Annotated in this window: 25 protein-coding genes; 14 read left to right on the plus strand and 11 right to left on the minus strand. The window is 39.5% G+C overall.

Annotation, left to right across the window (positions count from 1 at the left end):
* The first annotated feature begins 36 nt into the window (after nucleotides 1-36).
* Nucleotides 37-1,131 carry an acyltransferase family protein gene (locus CWD91_RS02250; RefSeq protein WP_103439306.1) on the plus strand — a complete coding sequence of 365 codons (1,095 nt, stop codon included), beginning with the start codon at nucleotides 37-39 and terminating at the stop codon, nucleotides 1,129-1,131.
* Between the two features lies 1 nt (nucleotide 1,132).
* On the opposite strand, the gene CWD91_RS02255 is transcribed toward CWD91_RS02250, so the two are convergent.
* From CWD91_RS02255 to CWD91_RS02265, 3 genes are all read right to left on the minus strand, one after another.
* A complete protein-coding gene (locus tag CWD91_RS02255) occupies nucleotides 1,133-1,945 on the minus strand; it encodes an alpha/beta hydrolase (protein ID WP_103439307.1) in 813 nt (270 codons plus the stop codon).
* 116 nt (nucleotides 1,946-2,061) lie between these two features.
* Nucleotides 2,062-2,790 (minus strand): DUF3784 domain-containing protein, encoded by a 729-nt coding sequence (locus tag CWD91_RS02260; protein WP_103439308.1) that lies wholly within the window; start codon nucleotides 2,788-2,790, stop codon nucleotides 2,062-2,064.
* Between the two features lie 100 nt (nucleotides 2,791-2,890).
* Nucleotides 2,891-3,481, minus strand: coding sequence for a riboflavin synthase (locus CWD91_RS02265; protein ID WP_103439309.1), 591 nt, complete (start codon nucleotides 3,479-3,481; stop codon nucleotides 2,891-2,893).
* A gap of 70 nt (nucleotides 3,482-3,551) precedes the next feature.
* On the opposite strand from CWD91_RS02265, the gene pdxA reads away from it, so the two are divergent.
* The 9 genes from pdxA to CWD91_RS02310 all read left to right on the plus strand — a co-directional run bounded on the left by pdxA (nucleotide 3,552) and on the right by CWD91_RS02310 (nucleotide 11,204).
* Nucleotides 3,552-4,604 (plus strand): 4-hydroxythreonine-4-phosphate dehydrogenase PdxA, encoded by a 1,053-nt coding sequence (pdxA, locus tag CWD91_RS02270; RefSeq protein ID WP_103439310.1) that lies wholly within the window; start codon nucleotides 3,552-3,554, stop codon nucleotides 4,602-4,604.
* 158 nt (nucleotides 4,605-4,762) lie between these two features.
* Nucleotides 4,763-5,296: a YceD family protein gene (locus CWD91_RS02275; protein WP_103439311.1), complete on the plus strand. Its 534-nt coding sequence runs from the start codon at nucleotides 4,763-4,765 to the stop codon at nucleotides 5,294-5,296.
* Nucleotides 5,297-5,304: 8 nt separating this feature from the next.
* On the plus strand, nucleotides 5,305-5,502 hold the full coding sequence (gene rpmF, locus CWD91_RS02280; protein ID WP_103439312.1) for a 50S ribosomal protein L32: 198 nt from the start codon (nucleotides 5,305-5,307) through the stop codon (nucleotides 5,500-5,502).
* 174 nt (nucleotides 5,503-5,676) lie between these two features.
* Nucleotides 5,677-6,672, plus strand: a complete 996-nt coding sequence (locus CWD91_RS02285; protein WP_103439313.1) for a beta-ketoacyl-ACP synthase III — start codon at nucleotides 5,677-5,679, stop codon at nucleotides 6,670-6,672.
* Nucleotides 6,673-6,705: 33 nt separating this feature from the next.
* Nucleotides 6,706-7,191, plus strand: coding sequence for an acetyl-CoA carboxylase biotin carboxyl carrier protein (gene accB / locus CWD91_RS02290; RefSeq protein ID WP_103439314.1), 486 nt, complete (start codon nucleotides 6,706-6,708; stop codon nucleotides 7,189-7,191).
* Between the two features lie 91 nt (nucleotides 7,192-7,282).
* Nucleotides 7,283-8,635 carry an acetyl-CoA carboxylase biotin carboxylase subunit gene (gene accC / locus CWD91_RS02295; protein ID WP_103439315.1) on the plus strand — a complete coding sequence of 451 codons (1,353 nt, stop codon included), beginning with the start codon at nucleotides 7,283-7,285 and terminating at the stop codon, nucleotides 8,633-8,635.
* A gap of 189 nt (nucleotides 8,636-8,824) precedes the next feature.
* On the plus strand, nucleotides 8,825-9,940 hold the full coding sequence (locus tag CWD91_RS02300) for an NAD(P)/FAD-dependent oxidoreductase (protein WP_103439316.1): 1,116 nt from the start codon (nucleotides 8,825-8,827) through the stop codon (nucleotides 9,938-9,940).
* 53 nt (nucleotides 9,941-9,993) lie between these two features.
* Nucleotides 9,994-10,449, plus strand: coding sequence for a 3-oxoacyl-ACP synthase (locus tag CWD91_RS02305; RefSeq protein WP_103439317.1), 456 nt, complete (start codon nucleotides 9,994-9,996; stop codon nucleotides 10,447-10,449).
* A gap of 59 nt (nucleotides 10,450-10,508) precedes the next feature.
* Nucleotides 10,509-11,204 (plus strand): cyclase family protein, encoded by a 696-nt coding sequence (locus CWD91_RS02310; protein ID WP_103439318.1) that lies wholly within the window; start codon nucleotides 10,509-10,511, stop codon nucleotides 11,202-11,204.
* 25 nt (nucleotides 11,205-11,229) lie between these two features.
* Here the strand turns inward: CWD91_RS02310 and arfB are convergent, their stop codons facing one another.
* The 7 genes from arfB to CWD91_RS02345 all read right to left on the minus strand — a co-directional run bounded on the left by arfB (nucleotide 11,230) and on the right by CWD91_RS02345 (nucleotide 18,542).
* Nucleotides 11,230-11,634, minus strand: a complete 405-nt coding sequence (gene arfB / locus CWD91_RS02315; protein WP_103439319.1) for an alternative ribosome rescue aminoacyl-tRNA hydrolase ArfB — start codon at nucleotides 11,632-11,634, stop codon at nucleotides 11,230-11,232.
* 4 nt (nucleotides 11,635-11,638) lie between these two features.
* Entirely contained in the window at nucleotides 11,639-12,616 is a 978-nt protein-coding gene (locus CWD91_RS02320; RefSeq protein ID WP_103439320.1) for an ABC transporter ATP-binding protein, read from the minus strand.
* A gap of 77 nt (nucleotides 12,617-12,693) precedes the next feature.
* Entirely contained in the window at nucleotides 12,694-14,874 is a 2,181-nt protein-coding gene (locus CWD91_RS02325; RefSeq protein WP_103439321.1) for a prolyl oligopeptidase family serine peptidase, read from the minus strand.
* A gap of 140 nt (nucleotides 14,875-15,014) precedes the next feature.
* Complete coding sequence (locus tag CWD91_RS02330; protein ID WP_103439322.1) at nucleotides 15,015-16,004, minus strand: aspartate-semialdehyde dehydrogenase; 990 nt, start codon at nucleotides 16,002-16,004, stop codon at nucleotides 15,015-15,017.
* A 230-nt stretch (nucleotides 16,005-16,234) separates the two neighbouring features.
* Nucleotides 16,235-16,645 carry a large conductance mechanosensitive channel protein MscL gene (gene mscL / locus CWD91_RS02335; RefSeq protein ID WP_103439323.1) on the minus strand — a complete coding sequence of 137 codons (411 nt, stop codon included), beginning with the start codon at nucleotides 16,643-16,645 and terminating at the stop codon, nucleotides 16,235-16,237.
* A 153-nt stretch (nucleotides 16,646-16,798) separates the two neighbouring features.
* Nucleotides 16,799-17,905 (minus strand): alanine racemase, encoded by a 1,107-nt coding sequence (gene alr / locus CWD91_RS02340; RefSeq protein ID WP_103439324.1) that lies wholly within the window; start codon nucleotides 17,903-17,905, stop codon nucleotides 16,799-16,801.
* Complete coding sequence (locus CWD91_RS02345; RefSeq protein ID WP_103439325.1) at nucleotides 17,898-18,542, minus strand: thymidine kinase; 645 nt, start codon at nucleotides 18,540-18,542, stop codon at nucleotides 17,898-17,900. The genes alr and CWD91_RS02345 overlap by 8 nt, the downstream gene beginning before the upstream one ends.
* A 204-nt stretch (nucleotides 18,543-18,746) precedes the next feature.
* Here CWD91_RS02345 and CWD91_RS02350 point away from each other — a divergent pair, with 204 nt between their 5' ends.
* The 3 genes from CWD91_RS02350 to CWD91_RS02360 all read left to right on the plus strand — a co-directional run bounded on the left by CWD91_RS02350 (nucleotide 18,747) and on the right by CWD91_RS02360 (nucleotide 20,786).
* Nucleotides 18,747-19,433, plus strand: coding sequence for a hypothetical protein (locus CWD91_RS02350; protein WP_103439326.1), 687 nt, complete (start codon nucleotides 18,747-18,749; stop codon nucleotides 19,431-19,433).
* A gap of 103 nt (nucleotides 19,434-19,536) precedes the next feature.
* The gene (gene rsmI, locus CWD91_RS02355) at nucleotides 19,537-20,208 is read left to right on the plus strand and encodes a 16S rRNA (cytidine(1402)-2'-O)-methyltransferase (protein WP_103439327.1); all 672 of its coding nucleotides are present in this window, start codon (nucleotides 19,537-19,539) and stop codon (nucleotides 20,206-20,208) included.
* Nucleotides 20,208-20,786 (plus strand): uracil-DNA glycosylase family protein, encoded by a 579-nt coding sequence (locus CWD91_RS02360; RefSeq protein WP_103439328.1) that lies wholly within the window; start codon nucleotides 20,208-20,210, stop codon nucleotides 20,784-20,786. The genes rsmI and CWD91_RS02360 overlap by 1 nt, the downstream gene beginning before the upstream one ends.
* A 590-nt stretch (nucleotides 20,787-21,376) precedes the next feature.
* Here CWD91_RS02360 and CWD91_RS02365 read toward each other — a convergent pair.
* A complete protein-coding gene (locus CWD91_RS02365) occupies nucleotides 21,377-21,985 on the minus strand; it encodes a superoxide dismutase (RefSeq protein ID WP_103439329.1) in 609 nt (202 codons plus the stop codon).
* A gap of 119 nt (nucleotides 21,986-22,104) precedes the next feature.
* On the opposite strand from CWD91_RS02365, the gene CWD91_RS02370 reads away from it, so the two are divergent.
* Nucleotides 22,105-25,224: a UvrD-helicase domain-containing protein gene (locus tag CWD91_RS02370; RefSeq protein ID WP_103439330.1), complete on the plus strand. Its 3,120-nt coding sequence runs from the start codon at nucleotides 22,105-22,107 to the stop codon at nucleotides 25,222-25,224.
* The last annotated feature ends 183 nt before the right edge of the window (nucleotides 25,225-25,407 follow it).

A 25,407-nucleotide genomic window follows, 5' to 3' on the forward strand; every position in this document is an offset into this window, starting at 1 on the left:
ATTTATAATATATAGCTGGTCAGCCACCAAGCAGGAATGAATATACAGAATAGAATAATTTCCGTAGATATCTTTAGGGGACTTACCATTGTTCTTATGATTTTGGTAAATACTCCAGGGACATGGTCACATGTGTACGCTCCATTTTTACATGCCCCTTGGCACGGATATACTCCTACAGATCTGGTTTTTCCATTCTTTCTGTTTATTGTCGGCTGTTCCATTGTATTCTCTTATCAAAATAAGGCTGTAGATTCAAGTACTTATAAGAAAATTACGATTAGGGCACTGAAACTTGTAGGGCTGGGCTTGTTCTTGGGAGCTTTTACCATTCACTTTCCTTTCTTCAAGAATTTCGAAAGCATTCGTTTTCCCGGGGTTCTTCAACGCATTGGCGTAGTATTTTTCTTTGCTTCAATTTTGTTCATCAATTTTAATTGGAAATCCCTAGTTGGTATTTGTTCATTTCTGTTGATAGGATATTGGTTAGTGATGGGCTTTCTGCCGGTCAACGGAATGGAATCTACCTTTGAACGTGCCCCGAACAATTTGGCCAATTATTTGGATGTACTTGTTTTTGGAACCCATAGCTATAAGACGGATTATGATCCAGAAGGCTTATTAAGTACTTTACCATCAATAGCTACCGCGTTAATGGGGATCTTTTCGGGCCTTATTTTGCGTTCCAAAAGAGCTAAAAAGGAAGTGGTTCTGTTCGGTCTTGGAATTGTAATGTTGCTTGTAGGTTATGTGTGGGATTTATTTTTTCCCATAAACAAGGCGCTGTGGAGCAGTAGTTTTGTAATGGTAACATCTGGTTGGGCCAATATAGTTTTGGCCCTAATATATTATATCTCCGATGTAAAGGGAATTAAGTTTGGAAGTATTTTTAAATATGCCGGGGCCAATGCCATTGTCCTGTATTTTCTTTCCAGTTTTATCGGCAAAATTATGGGTATGATAAAGGTAGATGGGGATACATCCCTGCATGGCTGGCTTTTTAATACCGTTTATGTTCAGGATTTTTTGGCAATGGAAACTTCTTCATTGCTATATGGGCTCTCGGTAGTCACTTTTTATGTGTTACTGGGATATATACTCTATAGAAAAAAGATATTTATAAAGGTATAATTCAATCCATTTGGAAGGACCATTTAAAGAATTGTGGCAAGACAGCGCTCCAAGTGCTGAGATCGTGCTTTCCTCCATCAATCTCTTTATAGTAAATATCCCCAGGATAGGAATATCCCTTTAACTGCAATTCGCTTATGACATCCATGGTATCGTCTATGACGTCTATAATACCATTGTTGTTGCGGTCTTCTGTCTCTTCCTCGGTGCCACATTGGAAAAAGTATTGTATGGGGGCCTTATGATCTGCGTTCTTGATCATCTCCAAGGTTATTCGGCTTCTATCCTTTTTATCGTTCTTCTGATACGGTTTCTTTCGCCACCAAAAGGAGCCGCTAAAAACACCAACTTTACCAAAAAACTGGGAATTGTTGAATACAATATCAAAAGCGGAAAGACCTCCTAGGGAAAAGCCGCAATAGACCCAATTCTGAGCTGGAGGGGAGACTTTAAATTCTTGGCATAGGAAGGGAACAAATTCTTCTATAATAAATTTGGAGTATTGGAGTGCCTTGTTCCCCCTACCTTTAAAATCTGCAGAAATTGAAGTTCCATACTCGTAAAGTCTATTTTTGTCGGCTTCTATACCAACATAAACAAACGGATTGGTTGCCTTGTCCCTGTATGCTTCAGAAAGTATTTTTTCCAGATTTAACCCCACGTAATCTTGGCCATCATTCATTAATAATACGGGAAACGGGCTTGGGGATTCCTTGTAGTTGGGAGGAGCTACCAATCTAAAGGCTACGTTTCTATCCAAATGGATAGAAAAAACGTTTCCTTTTAAACTAATATAATCACTTTTAAACTGCATATTAAAACTTCAAATCTTGCAAGTATAACGATTCTTGAAAATAATATTGTATTTAAAACAGGTATTTAACCTCTCCGATAGTGGCTGTCATCATTTGGACGGCAGGTAATCCTCTACTATTCAATGTGCTTTGGGAAGGCATTTTTTAATTCATTATAGATGTCAATGCTAGGTTTTTCCTTTGCACTGAAGTAAATCTTATCTCCCGTTGCTTTTGTAATAAGCAAGTACGCCTTGCTATCGGAGTTCAGTATCAATTTTACTTTCTCTCCTGCACTGGTATTAAAATATCCTTTCCTGATATTTCCTATGGCAAATCCGTTGGATTTTGATGTAATTTTTGGAAGTTCATTTACTAGTGAGACAGATTTTATTTCTGACGGACCTAGGGATTCCCCATAGCTGCCCTGAAATTGGATAGAATTCGATGAAATGATTATATGATTTTCCTTAAATCCCATGGCAAAAAGTCCAACTACAAGGATCAAAGTTGACACAAGAACGTAAATGCCAATTTTATTCCATTTATTGCTGGAACCTTGCCAATATTTACTGCTTCCCCACATGAAGTACACATAGGCGAGAATAGGATAAACACCCATAAATATTCCGCTTGCGGTTTCGCCGATGACAAAATGTAGTAGCAGGCCAAGAAGAATAAAGGAACTTCCCAGAAACAGGTGAAATTTTTTAAAATACGGGATGTAGGATCTTAGGTCGACCTTTTCTCTTTCTACTTCATTCATGCTGTTATATCCGGAAAGAAGATATTTTGCATTGTTTTTGGTAACTAGAAATGCCATGGCGATGAACAGAAGGCCTGTTCCAATTAGTACGTAAAGCATAAGAATTAATCCGTATAATATTGTAGATGATTAAATTACTATAATTTTTTAAAAACTCCCTTAAGTGATCTGAGAATTTTGAGATTGTGTTCTACGGTTTTTAACTTCTAAGCTCCAATAATCTGGAAACGTACTTCCCTATTACATCAAACTCGAGATTTATCCTTGTTCCTATCTTATAACTTCCAAATCGGGTATGCTCATAGGTATAAGGAATTATGGCAACACTAAAGCTGTCTTTCCTAGACCCAACTACGGTCAAGCTAGTCCCATCTATGGTTATGGACCCCTTTTCTATGGTAACATTGTTTTGTTTGGAATCATAGCTAAAGGTAAAGAACCAGCTGCCATCTTTTTCTTCAATCTTAATGCATTGCCCGGTTTGGTCTACATGTCCCTGCACTATATGACCGTCCAATCTGGCCCCTAGGACCATGGCACGTTCTAGATTTACAAGATCGCCCTCAACAAGATCGTTCAAGTTGGTTTTGTTCAAGGTCTCTTCAATAGCGGTTACGGTATATTGATCTGCTTCTATTTTTACGACAGTTAGGCATACTCCGTTATGGGCAACACTTTGGTCTATTTTTAGTTCTGGGGTAACCTTAGATCTTAAGGTAATATGAAGATTGCCTCCCTCTTTTTCCAATTTTTTTACTTCTCCCAAAGTTTCAATAATCCCAGTAAACATGTGTCGTTTAAATTAAGTAGTTTTGTGTTGTAAATTTAGGGGTTTATTTCCTATTAAACGAAAACGCAAAATGCAGGAAACTGGAAAGATAAAATTGGGGATATCCATTGGGGATTTAAATGGGATTGGGTGCGAAGTAGTGCTTAAGACGTTTGAAGATTCCCGTATGTTGGATTTCTGCACACCGGTTATTTTTGCATCCAACAAAACCCTCTCACATCAAAAAACAGACCTGGGATTTGAGATCAATTACAATGGAATCAGCGATGCCTCCAAGGCTATAGATGGTAAGATTAATGTAGTAAATGTTTGGAAAGAAACACCTGAAATAAAGTTTGGGGAGCCTAGCCCGGAGAGCGGAAAATATGCCATACAATCGCTTAAAGCGGCTGTAGCGGCCCTAAAAAATGATGAGATAGACGTTTTGGTCACCGCGCCAATAAACAAAAACAACATACAGGCAGATGATTTTAAATTTCCAGGGCATACGGATTATTTGGCCCAGGAATTGGACGGTGAAAGCCTAATGTTCATGATATCGGATGGTTTAAGGGTAGGTTTACTTACGGATCATGTTGCGGTAAAGGATGTTGCCGCCAGTATTACACCACAATTGATTCGCTCTAAAATCACCACTATTTCCAATTCACTAAAGATGGATTTTGGGATAAGAAAACCTAAAATTGCCCTTTTGGGAATAAACCCCCACAGTGGCGATAATGGGGTAATAGGTAAAGAAGATGATGAGGTATTAAAGCCCGTGATCAAAGAAATGTCGGAAAAGGGGCATATGGTATTTGGGCCTTATTCAGCTGATAGTTTTTTTGGGTCTGACAATTATAAGAATTTTGATGCTATTTTGGCGGCTTATCATGACCAGGGACTTATACCTTTCAAAACCTTATCTTTTGGCAAAGGGGTAAACTATACGGCAGGTCTGAATAAAATTCGTACTTCCCCCGACCATGGAACGGCTTATGAAATTGCCGGTAAAGGCAAGGCGGACCATAGCTCTTTTAAGGAAGCGGTTTTTATGGCCATACTTATTTTTAAGAATAGGGAGGAATATAAGGGGTTAATAGCCAATCCCTTAAAAAAACATAAATTAAAAAGGCAGGCTTAGTAATGCTTTAATATGGGTGCCTACGGGGCATTAGATCAATGATTTATGGAAATTTGATCGTGTAATATTTATTTCGCTCTATTTGTTGGCTTTTTACAAAATAATAGTATCTTTGCACCCGCCTTTATTACGGCGAGTACGTTAAAACCAGTGTGATCATGATGCAGCATAAGGAGTTTATTATTCCTTTTTCGGGACTGAAACAGGGAAAACACGAATTTGAGTACACTTTTGATAATACGTTCTTTGAGTCTTTTGAGTATAATGAGTTTAACGGTGCGGATATTAAATTAAACGTAACCTTGAACAAAATGAGTACGATGATGGAGTTGGAAATGAAGGCACGGGGAACGGTAAACGTTAATTGTGACCTCACCAGCGAAGCTTATGATCAAAAAATTAAGGCCGATTTGGAATTGGTTGTTAAGTTTGGTGATGAGTACAACAATGACAATGATGAAATATTGATTATTCCCCACAGCGAATACCAAATCAATATTGCACAATATGTTTATGAAATGTTGGTGTTGTCGGTTCCACTTAAAAAAGTTCATCCAGGAGTTTTGGACGGCACCCTGCAATCGGAAGTGTTGGACAAGCTGGAAGAACTCCAACCAAAAGAAACAAAGGAAAACAAAGAAGAAATTGATCCCCGTTGGGACGCACTAAAAAAATTATTAACGGATAAATAAGTTTCATAATGGCACATCCTAAAAGAAAAATTTCCAAAACCAGAAGGGACAAGAGAAGAACGCATTATAAGGCGGTTGCTCCTACTGTAGCAAAAGACCCAACCACTGGAGAAATGCATTTGTTTCACAGAGCTCATTGGCATGAGGGCAAATTATACTACCGTGGAGAGGTTTTGATAGATAAAACTGAGGAAGCAGTAGCATAATTTACGCTAGCACATTATAATTTGGACTCCCACTTCTTAAGAGTGGGAGTTTTTTTATGAGGGTGATGTAAAATTCAAAAACAAGGTATTTTTGGACTTAAAGTCACAGAAAATCACTAATTTTCACAAATTTTCAATTGTTTTTGAAGATTTATTGATAAAAATCAGATTTAGATGAGCAAAATAACAGCTGCTATTACTGCTGTAGGGTCTTATGTGCCAGACTTTGTAATGACTAATAAGATTTTGGAAACGCTGGTGGATACCAATGATGAATGGATTACGACCAGGACTGGTATAAAGGAAAGAAGGATCTTAAAGGGAGAAGGTTTGGGAACATCCTATCTTGCCATAAAAGCTGCAGAGCAACTTCTGGAGAAAAGGAAATTGGATCCCAAGGAGATTGATCTTATTATTGTTGCCACTGCAACTCCGGATATGATGGTTGCGGCAACTGCGGCCTATGTAGCCTCGGAAATAGGAGCAACAAACGCCTTTGCCTATGATCTACAAGCTGCATGTTCCAGTTTTTTATATGGAATGTCCACGGCGGCAAGTTATATTGAAGCCGGACGATATAAAAAAGTATTGCTTATTGGGGCGGATAAGATGTCCTCTATAATAGATTACACTGATAGAACTACCTGCATAATTTTTGGTGATGGAGCCGGTGCGGCGCTTTTTGAACCTAACACAGAAGGTCTAGGTCTTCAGGACGAATATTTAAGATCTGATGGCGTGGGAAGAAATTTCCTTAAAATGGATGCCGGTGGCTCGTTACTTCCCGCTTCGGAGGAAACGGTTAAAAACCGTCAGCATTTCATTTATCAGGACGGAAAATCGGTTTTCAAATTTGCGGTGACCAATATGGCAGATTCCGCAGCTAAAATAATGGAGCGCAATAACTTGTCGCACGATGATGTTGATTGGTTGATTCCCCATCAGGCGAACAAAAGAATTATTGACGCTACATCCAATAGAATGGGATTGGAAGATTCCAAAGTAATGATGAATATACAGAGGTACGGCAATACCACATCCGCTACCCTTCCACTTTTATTGAGCGACTATGAAAGTCAGCTTAAAAAAGGTGATAATTTGGTTTTTGCAGCCTTCGGTGGTGGATTCACCTGGGGCTCCATATATTTGAAATGGGCATACAATTCATAAATCTGACGCAACCTATAAACTAAAACGAACTCTATGGATATTAAAGAAATTCAAAGCTTAATTAAATTTGTGGCCAAATCTGGGGCTAGCGAAGTAAAATTGGAGATGAAGGATTTAAAGATCACCATCCGGACCGGAGCTGCCGGTCATGCACATGAACCAACTTATGTTCAGCAATTTCCTATGGGAAACCCTATGGCACAACAGATGGCTGCGGCACCTACAGGCTCTCCTTCAGTTGAAGTTGAGGTAAAAAAGGAAGCTGATGAAAATTCCAAATATATTACCATAAAATCACCTATCATTGGAACCTTCTATAGAAAACCTTCACCGGACAAACCCACTTTTGTAGAAGTAGGAGATACTATAAATAAAGGTGACGTATTATGTGTTATTGAAGCAATGAAATTATTTAACGATATTGAATCGGAAATATCAGGTACAATTGTGAAGGTTCTTGTGGATGATAGTTCCCCTGTAGAATTTGATCAACCATTGTTTTTGGTAGATCCATCATAAGAAGTTTTAAATGTTAAATGTTGAATGACACCTATTTTTGGTCGTTCAGAATCATTTAAAATTTAGAATACAAAATTTAAAATTTCAAAAGATGTTTAAAAAGATACTTATTGCAAATAGGGGAGAAATAGCGCTACGTATTATCAGGACCTGTAAGGAAATGGGTATTAAAACGGTAGCGGTATATTCTAAAGCTGATGAGGAAAGCCTGCACGTTCGTTTTGCGGACGAGGCGGTTTGTATTGGCCCCCCTCCAAGTAGTCAATCATATCTAAAGATTCCGAATATTATTGCTGCTGCCGAAATTACCAATGCCGATGCCATTCACCCAGGGTATGGTTTTCTTTCTGAAAACTCCAAATTTTCCAGAATTTGTGCTGAGCACGATATAAAATTCATTGGTGCTACAGGCGATCATATAGACAAGATGGGGGATAAGGCAACGGCCAAGGAGACCATGAAAAAAGCTGGTGTACCTTGTGTGCCGGGTTCTGAAGGCTTGCTTAAAGATGTAGCCGATGCTAAAAAAGTGGCCAAAAAGATGGGTTATCCAGTTATGATCAAAGCCACTGCTGGTGGTGGAGGTAAGGGAATGCGTGCCGTAATGTCCGAGGAGAAAATGGAGAGTCTTTTTGAAAGTGCTGTTCAAGAGGCAACTGCAGCTTTTGGTAATGGGGGCATGTATATGGAAAAGTTGATAGAAGAACCGCGCCATATAGAAATCCAGATTGTTGGAGACCAATACGGCAAGGCATGTCACCTTTCGGAAAGGGACTGCTCCATTCAACGGCGCCATCAAAAATTAACCGAAGAGACTCCTTCACCCTTTATGACGGATAAATTGAGGGAGGATATGGGGAAAGCAGCGGTAAAGGCTGCGGAATATATTAAATACGAAGGCGCTGGTACAATAGAATTTCTAGTGGACAAACACCGGAACTTTTATTTTATGGAAATGAACACCCGGATTCAGGTAGAGCATCCCATAACAGAGCAGGTAATAGATTATGACCTTATAAGGGAGCAAATATTGGTTGCAGGTGGAGTACCTATTTCTGGGAAAAATTATCTTCCAAAGCTACACTCCATAGAATGCAGAATTAATGCCGAAGATCCTTACAACGGATTTAGGCCTTCACCTGGAAAAATAACTACCTTACATACTCCAGGGGGTCATGGGATTAGATTGGATACACACGTCTATAGCGGTTATACCATTCCTCCACATTATGACTCTATGATCGCCAAGCTAATTACAACGGCTCAAACAAGGGAGGAAGCCATCAATAAAATGAAGCGTGCCTTGGATGAGTTTGTAATAGAAGGAATTAAGACAACCATTCCCTTTCATAGACAGCTTATGGATCACCCAGATTACTTGGCGGGCAATTACACGACCAAGTTTATGGAAGACTTTGTTATGGCACCACAGCCAGTGGAATAAGGGTTAGAAGTAAAAGAAAATTAATTTATTGTAAAGGCGAAGTAAACTGTATCATACCTGCAGATTACTTCGCCTTCTTTGTATAAAGGATTATGTCATTAAGCTTTTAATGTTGTCCCTTTATATCCCCAAAGAAATAATACCTTTATTCTACAATTGTTATATTGATCATAAAAGCACCTGCCATCTATGAATCTAAGTTATTGGGAATATAAAACGTGGTTGTCCAACATAGACTTCACTATTGTAGGAAGTGGGATAGTAGGGCTTAATTGTGCGTTGTATTTAAAGAAACAATTTCCTAAGGCTAAGGTTTTAGTACTGGAAAGAGGCCTGCTGCCCCAAGGGGCAAGTACAAAAAATGCGGGATTTGCGTGCTTCGGCAGTATTTCGGAGATTTTGTCGGATTTGCGGAAGCATTCCGAGGATGAAGTCCTGCAATTGGTAAAAAAACGCTGGGAGGGAGTACAATTACTTCGGGAGAATATTGGGGATAAAGAAATGGATTTTCAGAGCTACGGAGGGCATGAGGTTTTTTTAAAAGAACAAGAGAATCTTTATGAGCATTGTCTGGATAGTTTGGAAAAGGTGAATGCCCTTTTGAAACCTGTATTTAAGGCCGACACTTTTCAAGTGCACCCAAACAGCTTTGGTTTTAGGGGTATACAGGAGAACTATATCTCCAGTCCGTTCGAAGGGCAGATCAATACCGGTAAAATGATGAAAACCCTGCTAGAAAAGGTACAAAATAGCGGTGTAACGATCCTAAATGCCATTGGTGTGGACAGTTATGTGGAAAACGAAGGCCATGTTACGATTAAAACCGATCATTTCGAATTTAGGACCAACAAACTTTTCATTGCAACCAATGGTTTTGCATCCCAATTAATTACAGAAACAGTAAAACCAGCCCGAGCACAGGTACTGATTACCAAACCAATAGAAAACCTAACCATCAAGGGAACTTTTCATTTGGATGAAGGGTATTATTATTTTAGGAATATTGATGACCGAATTCTATTTGGAGGGGGAAGGAATTTGGATTTTAGGGGTGAGGAAACTACATCTTTTGGGGAAACCACTTTGATTCAGGATAGGCTTGAGAAGATACTGCGAACCATTATTTTACCAAATACTCCCTTTGAAATAGACCAAAGATGGAGCGGTATAATGGGAATGGGCAAACAAAAAAAACCCATTGTAAAACAACTCAGTAATCAGGTTTATTGCGGGGTAAGAATGGGGGGGATGGGTATTGCCATCGGCAGTTTGATAGGAAAGGAATTGGCCAATTTGGCCAAGTAGGCCAAAAGTTAAAAATGGCAAAAATTGTATAAATTTAAATTAATGTATTCTGAATGGACCAACCGCTTAAACAACAATTATATGGATTTTGTCAATTATTTGTTGAGAGTCGGTTAAAGCGGATTCAAAATAATATTGATTCCTTGCAGGAGGCCTTGGGTTCTGAGACGAAAAGTAGTGCTGGGGACAAGCATGAAACCGGTCGGGCAATGATTCAGTTGGAGCGTGAAAAATTGGGCAAACAGCTTGCCGAAGTAAATTTACTTCAAGAGTTGTTCAAGAAGATTCCCCTAAAAACCAATTTGTCCCATATTGGACTGGGAAGTGTTGTATATACCAACCATCAGAATTTCTATATAGGAATCAGCGCAGGTGAAATAAGGGTAGACGGAGTTTCCTTCTATGCCATTGCACCAAATACTCCGGTTGGGAAATTGTTAATGGGGAAAGTAGTAGGTGACATTGTTTTTTTTAATGCAAAGGAGATTCAACTACGGCAAATAGAATAATCTTTACTTGCTTATAGAGACCGAAGTTTTAAATATTAATCCTGTTTTTTAATCTAATTATGTCTGAAATCATTGACCTAAGCCAAGATATTTTTCCCGGGATGCCCGTTTATAAGAGCCTTCCGGAGATAAAGATGGAGATGTATGCCTCGCATGAACAATGGGACGGGATTGCCGATAGCAATATGGTTTCCCCCAGTGTATACAAATTGGAAATGAGTGAGCACACTGGAACCCATGTGGATGCCCTGAACCATATGGCTAAAGAATTTAGGGGCCAATCCATAGACACTATGCCCCTCTCCATGTTCTACACGGAGGGGATTTGTTTGGATTTGTCGCACAAGGCGCCAAAAGAATTAATTGAGCCCATGGATTTGATGTCTGCTTGTTCCTCGGCCAATATGACGATAAAAAAGGGGGACACGGTCTTATTGTACACAGATCACTATAGAAGAACGTATGGCAGCTTGGATTGGTCCAGTGGACCAGGATTGAGTGCCTCGGCAGCCAGGTGGTTGGGAGAACAGGCGATTTCCGCATTTGGCGTAGAAATGATGTCGCCCGGAATTCCAGGCATTTCCAATAGGGAAGTACATCAAATTTGTGGCGAGTTGTGCTTTACCCACTATGAAAATATGATCAATTTACACCTTTTAATTGGTCGTGGGCGATTTCGATTTATTGGATTGCCTTTAAAAATTCGGGGGGGTACCGGGTCGCCCGTCCGAGCTGTTGCGGTTTTTGAGGATTAGAAGGAATGGCTGATTTTTAAAGGGATTAATCCAATTTAGGCTTACTGCGGTTTACTTTTTTTAGGGCGGCCCGCTTTTTACTTTTTAGTCGCTTTTCAATAGCTGACCTAGTGGGTTTGGTCTTTTTTCTTCTTTTTGGGACAACCAAATTTACTTGGATCGTCTCAAGGAATTTTTGAATGACCAGTTCCTTGTTTTTGTGTTGACTGCGGGTTTCCTCGCATTGCATTAAAAGAAGGTTTTCTTTACTCAGCTTGGAGGACAGTTTTTTGAGGAGTCTATTTTTCTCCAATTCAGTCAGGGCATCGGAGTTTTCCAGATCGAAGGTCAGTTCCACTTTGGATGAAACTTTGTTTACATTCTGTCCCCCTGCACCACTGCTCCGCACGGCTTTAAATTTTAGCTCCTGAATAATGCCTTCCTTGTTCAATGGCCTATAAGGGTTTTAGACGTTGGTTAATGGTTTCAAGAGCAATGTTTAGAAAGACCTGCCTTCCTTCGGTTAGGGATTCATCGGAATTAAACCTAATTCTGTGCTCTCCAGATAGCCCTTCAATTAGAAAGTGACTTCCCATAAAATAACATTTTTCTACTGTTGTTGGAATTCCGGATTTATGTGAGACCCTAAATTCATGGGCGTAAACAATAATATTTCGTTCTACATCGCCATAAGATTTTATGATGTTTATAGGAATAAGGTTGGCCTCCCCGAACAAGGTGGCTGTATAAATATTTTTTGGGTTACTATATAGATCTTTGGTATTTGCATCTACCATTATTTCCTGATCTTTAAGAACAATGATCCTATTGGCATATGGAAGAATATCTAGGGAGTCATGGGTGGCCGTTATGCAACTGATCCCTTCCTTTTTTAAGTATGCAAAGAGATTTCTTCTCAGTTGATTTTTTCTGAAATTGTCTATATGGCCAAATGGCTCATCCAGTAGCAGTAATTCCGGTTTTTGTGCCAAAACCCTAGCCAGTGCTACTCTCTGTTGCTGGCCACCGCTAAGGTTTTTAACCTTTACCTTGGCAAAGGGAACCATGTCAATCATTTCCAACAATTCAGCTGTTCTTGTATTTAATTCCTCAGGATAGAAAACGGATAGAAATTGACTTACATTTTCTGCCACCGTTGTGAAAGGCATTAGATCAAAATCCTGCGAGAGGTATTTCATGTAGGATTCACCGGGAACAAGATTAAAATTAGGGCCCATCACCTCTTTCTCTCCCCAGAATATATCGCCCTGATTGGGTTGTAGTAGGCCGTAAATAATTTTGAGCAAGGTACTTTTTCCACAGCCACTTTCCCCTACTATGGAAATGTGTTCACCTTTGGCTACCTTAAAACCAATATCGGTCAATACCGGTATTTTAGCATAAGCGAACGAAAGGGAATTGACTTGTAACATGGGCTAAAACTATAAAAAATGTAACTTTAGGCGATAAAAAAAGTCCATTTCTAAAAGAAACGGACTTTAGAACAAAATTATTGATTTTTTTTATAATAATCTTTAAAATCTTTTAAAACTCCCTTGTTCGGGAGTTCCTTAAAGCCCATATTGAACAAGGTGAATCCAAATATATCCACGTTTTGCTCAATGGTCTTGCTCACTGGCGTTCCTGCTCCATGGCCGGCATTGACTTCAATACGTATTATGGTTGGGTTGTTCCCTGTTTGCTTTTGCTGCAGTTCCGCCGCAAACTTAAAACTATGTGCGGGTACTACCCTGTCGTCATGATCGCCAGTGGTAATAAGGGTTGCAGGGTATTGTACACCTGTCCTAACATTATGAACGGGGGAATATCCTTTTAGGTAATTAAACATTTCCTCGTTGTCTTCAGAAGTCCCATAGTCATAGGCCCATCCCGCACCTGCAGTAAAGGTGTGGTATCTGAGCATATCCAAAACGCCTACGGCTGGTAAGGCTACCTTCATTAAATCTGGTCTTTGGGTCATGACAGTGCCCACCAACAGACCACCATTGGATCCCCCTTTAATGGCCAAATAGTCTCTTGAGGTATATTTTTGGTCGATTAAATACTCAGCGGCAGCTATAAAATCGTCAAAGACGTTTTGTTTTTTGATTGTGATACCGGCATCGTGCCATTTTTTGCCATATTCGCCACCACCTCGTAGATTAGGTACGGCAAAGATTCCGCCTTGTTCCATCCAAACCGCATTGGTAACGCTAAAGGTGGGGGTTAGGCTAATATTGAATCCTCCATAACCGTACAGTATGGTCGGATTTTTGCCGTTTAATTCCAAACCTTTTTTATGGGTAATGACCATTGGTATTTTGGTGCCGTCCTTGGAGGAATAGAAGACTTGTTTGGATTCGTATCCTTCCGGATTGAAATCCAATTCAGGTTTCCAGTAAAGCGAATATTCACCGGTATTGATATTGTATTTATAGGAGGACCCAGGGGTATTATAGTTGGTAAACGTAAAGTAGAGTTCGGTTTCCTTGTTTTTGCCACTAAAACCGCCGGCGCTTCCCAGTCCTGGAAGTATAAGTTCGCGTATCATGCGACCTTCGTGGTCATATTGGTACACTTTGGAAATGGCATCTACCATATATTCCGTAAAGAAATAACCTCCGCCAGTACTAACGGAAAGCACATTTTGTGCTTCAGGAATTAAATCGATCCAATGTTCGGGTGTGGGCTTATCGGCTTCTACAATTACAACTTTCTTATTGGGGGCATTTCTATTGGTCAAAATAAACAGCTTGGACCCCACATTGTGTATTACTTGGCTATCGGTGTCCGTTGAATCCAGAATTGTGGTTAGATTGCTTCCGGATTGCCTCAGGTCTTTAATATATAATCGGTTCCCCGAAGTAGAAACTGCGGCTGAAATAATCAAATAGCGATCATCTTCTGTAACATAGCCGGCAACATATCTGTGTTTTTCTGCTGGAATACCACCAAATACCACTTCATCCTCATTCTGGGAGGTGCCCAGTTTATGATAGTAAAGTTTGTGTTGGTCGGTTTTTGCCGATAGTTCACTGCCTTTGGGTTTGTCATAACTGGAGTAATAGAAACCCTCGTTTCCTTTCCATGAGACCCCACTAAATTTTACGTCAACCAAAGTGTCTTCAACAATGGACTTATTTTCGGCATTTATTACGAGTACTTTTCGCCAATCACTTCCGCCTTCCGAAATGGAATAAGCCGCTATGGAGCCATCCTTGGAAAAATTTATCCCCGCTAAAGAGGTTGTGGCATCATCTGAAAAGGAATTGGGATCCAAGAAAATCTCTGCCTCCTCCTTCTCCCCCTTCTTACGGTATAGCACATTTTGATTTTGCAGGCCATCGTTCTTGAAGAAATAGGTATAATTGCCTTCTTTAAAAGGCGACCCCAGCTTCTCGTAATTCCATAATTGTTCCAGGCGTTTTTTCAAATCTTTGCGAAACGGAATTTTGTTCAGATAGCCATAGGTAGTCCTATTTTGTTGCTTTACCCAATTTTCGGTTTCGGGGCTTCTATCATCCTCCAACCAACGGAAAGGGTCATTGACCTTGGTGCCAAAATAGGTGTCTACGGAATCAACTTTTTTAGAAATGGGATAATTCAAAACGATTGCTTCTTTTTTTTTGGGAGTGGGCTCACAGGCAAAAACGAGTATTGCCGTTAACGGGATTAATATTGATTTGTTCATGTAATTAATACTATTGAGCCAAAAATAGCATAAAAAAAACCTTTGTAAATGGTTGTTACAAAGGTTTTAACATCTTATCTTCTACTCTTGGCACCCTTAGGGAAGAGTTGTATTTTCGACGATGATATTAGGTGAATAAATTACACTAATTGGTTCTGAACCAAATATTCTGCAATTTGTACTGCGTTCGTAGCTGCTCCTTTTCTTAGGTTGTCCGCGACTATCCACATGTTCAAGGTATTGGGTTGTGTTTCATCCCTTCTAATCCTTCCTACAAAAACATCATCCTTACCATGTGCATAAATAGGCATTGGGTAAGTATTCGTATCTGTATTGTCCTGAACAACAATCCCTGGGGTCTCACTTAATAACCTCCTTACTTCAGATAGTTCAAAATCGTTCTCAAATTCTACGTTGACCGACTCCGAATGACCCCCGGCAGTTGGGATGCGCACAGCTGTAGCAGTTACGGAAAATGATCTGTCATTGAATATTTTTTGTGGCTCCCTGGCCAACTTCATTTCTTCTTTGGTATAGCCATTGTCCAAGAACACGTCGCAATGAGGCAAAGCATTTTTTCCTATGGGATATGGATAGGCCATTTCTCCCTGTATTCCGGCAATTTCATTTTCCAATTGCTGAACGGCTTTTACCCCTGTTCCGGAAACCGACTGGTAGGTAGAGACGACCACCCTCTTCATTTTGTAGGTTTTATGAAGGGAAGACAATGCCAATACCATCTGAATAGTGGAACAGTTTGGGTTTGCTATTATTTTATCATCCTTGGTGAGTTCGGTCGCGTTTATTTCGGGAACCACCAATTTTTTGGTGGAATCCATACGCCAGGCTGAAGAATTATCTATTACTGTGGTACCAACGGCTGCAAATTTTGGGGCCCACTCCAAAGAAGTGTCTCCTCCCGCAGAGAAAATGGCAATGTCCGGTTTGGCGGCTACCGCAGTTTCTAGGCCAATTAGAGTATGTTCCTTACCTTGGAAGGTTAATTTTTTGCCCACAGATCTTTCAGAGGCTACCACCAATAATTCAGTTATTGGAAAATTACGTTCTGCCAATACTTTTAGCATCACTTCCCCTACCATCCCTGTTGCACCAACTACAGCTACTTTCATTACGATTAAATTAATATTTCAGTTGGCAAATGTACAGATAATAGGGTATTAAACAATACATAAATCAGAATGTATTAAAAATATAACAAATTGTTACAAAAAACACATCCTTTCAAAAAAGAACCGTCAACTTGGATAGCGAATCTTAGTTGACGGTTTTTGTTGGTTAGTTGGTAGTGAAGCGGTTAGACCATGAAAAGACTTCAAGGCCCAATACTTTTATAATGACATTATTTTTTTAATAAATCCCTGATTTGAGTCAAAAGCTCTTCCTGACTTGGACCTTTTGGCGCTTCTGGAGCAGGAGGTGCCGGTGGAGTTTTGGTTTTATTGTAGGCCTTTACAATAATGAATAAAACAAAACCAACAATAATCAAGTTAATTATAGAATTTACCCAAGCCCCATAACGGATGGCGCTTGCCGGTTTTTCAACCGTACCGTCAGCTGCCAAGACGGCATCTGCAAGAACAATTTGCATATCGGAGAAATCTACACCTCCTGTAAAATACCCTACGATAGGCATCATTATATCGTTGACAAATCCGCTGACAACCAAGCCCGCAGCTCCCGCCAACAGTACTGCAACGGCCAAATCAATGACATTGCCGGTCATAATAAAATTCTTAAATTCTTTAAACATAATTACTGTTTTATTTGATTATTAGTATGTGCAATTTAGCTAAAAAAAGAATTCACAACAAAATGTTAAAATAAAAATGCTATGTCCAAATGATAAATCTGTTAATTGTCAATCCCTTTTATGGATATACAAGGAAGTAGATTTTGAATAAATCTAATCGATATAAATTCGTTTTACCCGTTGCGAAATTCCGGTAAGGAGCTCGTAAGTTATCGTTTTTGCAGAAGAGGCTAAAAACTCTGCAGTAGGTTTCTTGCCAAAAACAATGACCTCGTCACCTTCCTTACAATCAATTCCTGTGACATCTACCATAATCATATCCATACATACGTTCCCAATAATGGGCGCCAACTTTCCCTTTACGGAAACCTGTCCAACGCGATTGCCGTATTGACGGCCAATTCCATCAGCGTGGCCCAAAGGAAGTGTTGCAGTTACTATGGACTTATTGGAAACAAATGCCCTATTATAACCTACACTTTCATTTGGTGCAATTTTATGAATCTGTGATATGATCGTTTTAAGGGTGGCCACGGGAATTAATTTCTCATCTTCGGAGGCTTCGTTGCCAAAACCGTAGAGGCCAATTCCACTTCTTACCATATCATACTGTGCTTCAGGATAATTTATTATACCCGAAGTGTTCAGTATATGCCTCCAGGTTTTGCAATTCAAATTGGCAATAAGTTGAGAACTAATATTTTCGAAAAGTTGTATCTGTGCCAATGTAAACTCCTTTTCACTCAAATCTTCGGAGGCCGCTAAATGTGAAAACATAGAGCTGATTTTAATCTGTTCTGATCCCTCAAGTGTTTTAACAATAAATTCCAAATCCTCTTCTCCAAAGCCCAACCGGTTTAAACCGGTGTTGAATTTGATATGGACGGGGTAATTCTTTTGGTCGAGTTGCTTTGCCAATTTTAAAAAAGAACTTAAAATAGCAGGGGAATATAGACTTGGTTCCAGACATTTTTCTATCATTGTGGCAAAACTCACCTGCTGGGGGTGAAGTACCAAAATAGGCAATTTTATACCTGCGTTCCTCAATGCCACTCCTTCAGAAGTATAGGCTACAGCTAGGTAATCTGCACCAAGGGACTCCAATTTTTGGGCAATGGCAATGGAATCACTGCCATAGGCAAATGCCTTCACCACTCCTAGAAATTTAGTTTTGGGATCAATTTTCGATCTTAAATAATGATAATTGTGTTCCAGTGCCCTCAGGTCGATTTCCAGAACGGTTTCTCCAACCTTAGTCATTCGATTTTTTTTGAGGAGGTAGTACTTGTTCGGAATTAACTTCAATGGCATTCACTTTTTCCTTTAACATGGCTTTGTAGTATGCAGCCCGACTAAGGGGTTCATATTCATCGGTTTCTCCAAGAAATACCAATTTATTATTGTTGGCTTTTCTAAAACTATAGTTGGCCAGATTGCCGGTTCGCGTACAAACGGCATGTACTTTGGTAACATATTCCGCAGTTGCCATAAGGGCAGGCATGGGCCCAAAAGGATTGCCTTTGAAATCCATATCCAACCCGGCCACGACCACTCGGATACCCTTGTTGGCCAGATCGTTACATACGGTTACGATTTCATCATCGAAAAATTGGGCTTCATCAATCCCGACAACGTCACAACCGTCTGCCAAGAGACGTATATTTGCAGCTGCGGGTACCGGAGTAGACCTTATTTCGTTGGCATCGTGGGAAACTACCATTTCCTCGTGATATCTTTTGTCTACCATGGGCTTAAAAATTTCCACTTTTTGCTTGGCAAATGTGGCTCTTTTCAGCCTCCGGATCAGTTCCTCGGTCTTGCCAGAGAACATAGAACCGCAGATTACTTCGATCCAACCGAATTGTTCTTTAGGGTTAACAGTATTTTCGAGAAACATTTTGTAATTTTAGACTAAAGTAATTTGTTTTCCGTTTGATTTTTAGGAGGGATAAAATTATTAAAAAAATAATCCTTCCAGTATTAATATTGGTAAAAGTTGGTAATCTTGGTTACTTCATTTTATAACCCAGTGTTATTACCTTTAAGGAATTGTTATTTTTGGCACTCAAATTGAGCTCCAACTAATTAAAAATATATTCAGATGAAAAAGAGACTTAAAGAGGAATTGAGAAAATTATCCACAGAAATAATAACCTCGAGAAACTTAAACGATTTCTCTGCCTTATATGAAACTGCAAGGGAGCTATATGAAAAGTTGGCAGTTCTAAAATATATTGAGGAGAAATTAAATGAAGTTGAGATAGATGTTTCCAAGAATGCTATTGCGGCCAAATTTGAAACAATGGCCAATTCGGTATTAAACGCGAATTCATCTGTACCTGAAAGTAACCCTCATAAAGAGGATATTATTATTCCAGGTATCGATACTATTAAGGATATGATATCGGAAATGCCCGGTGCCACGACCATAGATGAAGTTTTGTCCCAGTTCACCAACAAACCAGATCTGATAAAGAACGATAAGGACTTATTTATGCCCAAAGAAGTGAAAACCGTAAAAGTTGGTGGTACCGCCCAATCCGTGGAGCACGGTTCTAAAAAAACGCTGAAAGTGGATTTAAATGATCGTTTGGCATTTGTAAAGCATCTCTTTAACAATAATATGGAGGATTACAACAGGGTACTGTCCCAGTTGAGTACTATAGACAGTGAGGAACGTTCCATTTCATTTATTACCAATATGGTAAAACCGGACTATAACCATTGGGAGGGCAAAGAGGATTACGAACAGCGGTTTATGAATGTAATTGCCCGTAAATTTGCGTAAATCGGTATTATTGGCATTTAATGGAACTTATGCGTAATGATTTTCATTATTTTTGCCGTCTCTTGCCCGCAATTTCAAGCCATGTGGGTGTTTAATAGAATTAATGGGGAAATTATATATAGTACCTACTCCTATAGGTAATTTGGAGGATATTACATTCCGCGCTATCAGGGTGCTCAAGGAAGTAGACCTTATTTTGGCCGAGGATACCCGAACCAGCGGCAAATTATTGCACCATTACAGTATTGAAACCCCTATGCAAAGTCACCATATGCACAATGAGCATAGGACGGTAGATGGTATAGTTAAGAGATTGCAGTCTGGTGATAATATTGCATTGATATCGGATGCCGGGACCCCGGCCATATCCGACCCTGGTTTTTTACTTACACGTGCCTGTGTAGAAAATAACATTGAGGTAGATTGTCTGCCCGGGGCAACGGCTTTTGTGCCTGCTTTGGTAAATAGTGGCCTGCCCAACGATAAATTTGTTTTTGAAGGCTTCTTGCCCGTAAAAAAAGGAAGACAAACTAGGCTTACTTTATTGGCCGAGGAACCCAGGACGATCATATTTTACGAATCCCCACATAAGTTGGTTAAGACATTGTCCCATTTTGAGACCTTTTTTGGAAAGGACCGACAGGTTTCGGTTTCACGGGAGTTGTCAAAAATGTATGAAGAAACCATTAGGGGAACGGTAAAGGAGGTTTTGCAGCATTATACGGATAATCCGCCCAAAGGTGAGATCGTTATTGTGGTGTCAGGAAAAAAGTAATGGAATTACTATTATCAGAAATAAGGAGTTGCCAAGTTTGTAAGTCTTATTTGCCCTTGGGTCCCAGACCCATAGTGGCGGCACACCCCACAGCCAGGATTATCATTATTGGCCAAGCTCCTGGAACCAAGGTCCACCAAACCGGAATTCCGTGGGATGATCCCAGCGGTAGGCAGCTGAGGAAATGGCTCAATATTTCGGATTCTGTTTTTTATGATGAAAGTAAAGTAGCTCTTATGCCCATGGGCTTTTGCTATCCGGGGAAGGGTAAAGGGGGAGACTTGCCTCCTAGACAGGAATGCGCCCCTTTATGGCACAGTGCATTGCTGGAAAATATGCCCCATTTGAAATTGATTATTCTTATTGGTACCCATGCCCAGAATTATTATTTGGAAAAGAGCGCAAAAGGAACCTTGACCGAAACGGTAAAGAACTATCGGGATTTTTTGCCTAAATACATTCCGCTGCCCCATCCATCTCCCAGAAATAGGTTTTGGCAGACAAAGAATCCCTGGTTTCAAACTGAGGTGGTACCTGTATTACAAGCAAAGGTTGCCCAGATTTTACATATTGGGTAATATCTTCTTAATTTATTATTGCATACACTTCCTGGTAATATGTGCAGAACCCAATTATAAAAAGTATTTCAACCTATAATTGGGAAGTTTGTCTAAAACCTTTTTTACGCAACTACCTTTAGGTTACTTTTGGAGGACCATAGCATAAGTAGGTTAAGTTCATGGTAAGATTTGGGGAAAAAAGGCGGAGCTTAGCTTCGCCTTTTTTATTACTGAATATCAGTATTTTAACCTTAATCGGACAACATTATTTTGTTAATAACCTCCATTGGCAAAAAAAATATATAGATAATATTTCGTAAATATTTTTGTTATTTCTCACAATACCAGTATTTTAGTATCGCCATAGCATAAGTAGGTTAAGTTTATGGTAAGATTTGGGACGAAAAGGGTGGAGGCTTCTCCACCCTTTTCTATTTATTGAAAACAAAAAAGTCCGCTCATTAAAATTTTAATGAGCGGACTTTTAATTAAAGAGTGATTTGCCTTAATAAAGGAACTAAAAATTATCCCTGGACAGCATTAAAAATGTTGTTTATTGCCCAAAATATTTTCCGGTTCCTTCATGCAATCACTTACTATTGTAACCACTATTTCTTTGCCTTGTACGAAGCGGCTACTTTATCCCAATTAACCACATTAAAAAAAGCATTGATGTAGTCCGGTCTTCTATTCTGATAATTTAGATAATACGCGTGTTCCCATACATCCAAGCCTAAAATTGGAAAACCGCCACAGCCTGTATCCGGCATAAGTGGATTGTCCTGGTTTGGAGTGGAGCATATTTCCAGTTTCCCACCTTTATGAACACATAACCAAGCCCAGCCTGAGCCAAATCTTGTTGCCGCAGCCTTGGCGAAGGCATCCTTAAATGAATCGAAAGAACCAAATGCTGATTTTATAGCATCTGCAAGCTCTCCGGAAGGTTGTCCGCCACCATTTGGCGACATGATTTCCCAAAACAAGGAGTGGTTAAAGAATCCTCCTCCATTGTTTCTTACAGCAGCATTGGACATGTCCAAGTTGGCCAAAATATCCAAGATGGATTTTTTTGCCAGATCAGTTCCGTCTATAGCGTTGTTTAAATTGGTAGTATAACCGTTGTGATGCTTGGTATGGTGTATTTCCATGGTCCTGGCATCAATATGTGGTTCCAAAGCGTCGTACGCATAAGGTAATTTAGGTAATTCGAAAGCCATAATGTTCTAGTTTTTATGTTAAAAAATGTTGTTTCCCAAAATTACGGTTTTATGATATAAATTCACCTAATAATTTGTTAAGAACTGTTTATTATTGCTTATTTTGCGACTAAAATAACGTGCAGGACGCTCCTTACAAAATATATAACGCCTCTGCTGGCTCTGGTAAGACCTACACCCTTGCAAAAGAGTATTTGAAAATAATCCTCTCCTCGGATTTCAATAAGAACTATCGTAGTATTCTGGCCATTACGTTTACCAATAAGGCTGTAAACGAGATGAAACAGCGAATTTTGGGCAATCTTTTTACTTTTGGCAAACAGTCGGATAATAATGAAATTCCTCCAATGCTGGTCGATATATCCCGGGAATTAGGGGTAGATATAGGCACACTACGCAATAGATCCAAGAAGGTGCTTAAAGAGATCCTTCATAATTATGCCTTTTTTGATGTTTCCACCATTGATAAATTTACCCATAGGCTGATCAGAACATTTGCAAAGGATTTAAAACTACCCCAAAATTTTGAGGTGGTCCTGGATACCAAATTATTGTTGGATGAAGCTGTTGCCAAACTCATCAATAAGGCCGGTGCCAATGCTCAATTGACCAAGGTGTTGATTGATTTTGCATTGGAAAAAATTGATGGTGATAAAAGTTGGGATATTGCTTTTGACCTACAAAAAATAGGTACTTTATTGTTCAATGAGAATCAGGCTCCTCATTTAAAGAAACTGGAAGGTAAGAGTATAGAGGATTTTGTGGATTTAAAAAAGGAATTGGTACTGCAAATCCAGGTCCATGAAACGAAAATAACGGACTGGGCCGCAGAAGGCCTAACAATAATTGAGGATAATAATCTGGAATTCAATAATTTTAAAGCGGGCTACTTTCCAAAGTTTATGGCAAAAATAGCCGCGGGGGACTTAAATATAGATTTCAATTCAGGGTGGAAACAAAATTTTGAAACAGACCCTTTATACTCCAAGGCCTGCCGCCAGGACATCAAAGATATATTGGACGGTCTTCATCCGAGGTTTATAAGTCTGTTTAATGAAATAAAGGAAAACTCCATTGTTTTGTCCCTGCTCAGGAACGGCTATAACAACATTGTTCCACTTACCGTTCTGAGCGCTATTCAACATGAAATTAAGAACCTGGAACGGGAGCGTGATCTTTTGCCCATATCTTCGTTCAATAGTATTATTTCCAAGGAAATTAAGGATCAGCCTGCCCCTTTTATTTATGAGCGTATTGGGGAAAAGTACCGTCATTATTTTGTGGATGAGTTTCAGGATACTTCCGAAATGCAATGGAATAATCTAATACCATTGATCGGCAATGCTTTGGAAAGTGTGGACGATCAAGGAAAAATAGGTTCATTGCTTTTGGTGGGAGATGCCAAACAGGCCATATACCGTTGGAGAGGTGGAAAGGCCGAACAGTTTTTAAATCTAATCAATCTAAAGGAAAATCCCTTTGTAATTCCACCAGCTACATCAAATCTCCCTTCCAATTACCGGAGTCATGAGGAGGTAATAAAATTTAATAACGATTTTTTCACACTTACCAGCCCCTTTCTGGAGAACGGTATTTATAATAAATTGTTCTTGGAGGGCAATAGTCAAAACTACAATAGTAAAAAGGGAGGTTTGGTACAGCTTTCCTTTATTGATGTGGAGGATTCCAGTGACGAAGACGGGGAATACTGCAATTCAGTATTGAACACATTGGATGAAGTTTTAAAAAAGAACTACTCATTAAGGGATATATGCATCCTTACCCGCAAGAAAAAACACGGTATTTTGTTGGCAGATTTCCTAATGCAAAATAAGATCCCCATCATTTCGTCCGAAACACTGCTTTTGAACAGTAATCCCAGTGTAAGGTTCTTGGTTAACTTATTACATTATAGTCTTCAGCCCAAAGAGCAGGAGAGGAGTTATGAAATCTTAAGTTTTCTTTCCAAGGACCAGGAAAACAGACATCAATTTATATATTCAAATATTACTGGTGTAGCCCAGTTGCTGAATGAGACCTATGGGTTTAATGTAAAAACTCTAGGGCAATCCTCCGTTTATGACGGTTTGGAATATGCTATTAAAAGATTTGGATTGGCAGATACCTCTGATGCCTATATCACTTATTTTTTGGATGTTGCCTTGGAAGTGGAACAAAAGGAAGGTGCTAATACACAGGTTTTTTTGGCCCATTGGGAAAAGAAAAAGGAAAGCTTAAGTATAACCGCACCGGAAAATGTGGATGCCGTTCAGATAATGACCGTTCATAAATCCAAAGGTTTGGAATTTCCTATTGTAATCTTTCCTTTTGCCAATACCAATATATATGAAGAAAGGGATGCCAAATTGTGGTTGCCCGTTGATCCTATTGCCTTTAATGGTTTTGAAGAGCTTCTAATCAATAAAAAACAGGAAGTAATTACCTATGGTGCAAAAGCGGAGGCCCTTTTTAATGAGGAACAGCATAAATTGGAATTGGATGCCTTTAATCTATTGTACGTAGCCTTGACCAGGGCGATTAAGGGGCTTTATGTGATTTCTAAAAAAGACCTTACGCCAAAAGGTGAGCACAAAACAAATGTCTACTCCGGATTATTCATACACTATATAAAGGAAAGGGGACTTTGGGATGAAACCAAGACTTGTTATCAATTTGGTAATCTTGAAATTCAGGATGAACCCTTTAACCAGGCAGAACATCAGGAAAAAATATCCCATTTATACACTTTTAAGGAGCGACCAGAGTTTAGGATTTTGACCAAGTCGGGCGCTCTATGGGATACCGAAAGGGGAATTGCCATAAGCAAGGGAAATTTACTGCATTTTGCAATGGGACTTATAGAGACCACTGCGGATATTGATGGTGTCATAGATGAACTTATTGGAAATGGGGACCTTTCCCAAGAGGATAGTTTGGGAATGGGACAAAGGATAAAGGGCATTGCTGACCATCCAAAGCTGTTTAGCTACTTTGAAAAGGGATACCTTATAAAGAACGAACAGGATATTTTGACCAAAAACGGGAAGGTTCTTCGCCCGGATAGGATAGTAATAAAGGATAACAGGGCGACAATAATTGATTATAAGACCGGGAAAAGGAATCCCGCATATCACGAACAAATATATGCGTATGCAGATGCTTTGGAAGCAATGGGATATGAAATTGAGGGCAAAATCCTTATATATATCAATGAGGATATTACCCTAGACTTTATTTAGGTGATCATTTCGGACATTACCTTAAGGATGTGCAAGAAAAAATATGGCACTTGAGTAGTTGATCAGCAATATGATTGATTGGGACTATGCCATTGTTCCCATACTGTTGTATAATGAAGAGTTATCGTAGAAAATGGGCAATTTACTGCGGCAAAAAGGTATTAATGTTATAGGATCTTCTAT

It is taken from the genome of Arenibacter hampyeongensis (genome assembly GCF_002909255.1).
Taxonomy (GTDB): Bacteria; Bacteroidota; Bacteroidia; order Flavobacteriales; family Flavobacteriaceae; genus Arenibacter; species Arenibacter hampyeongensis.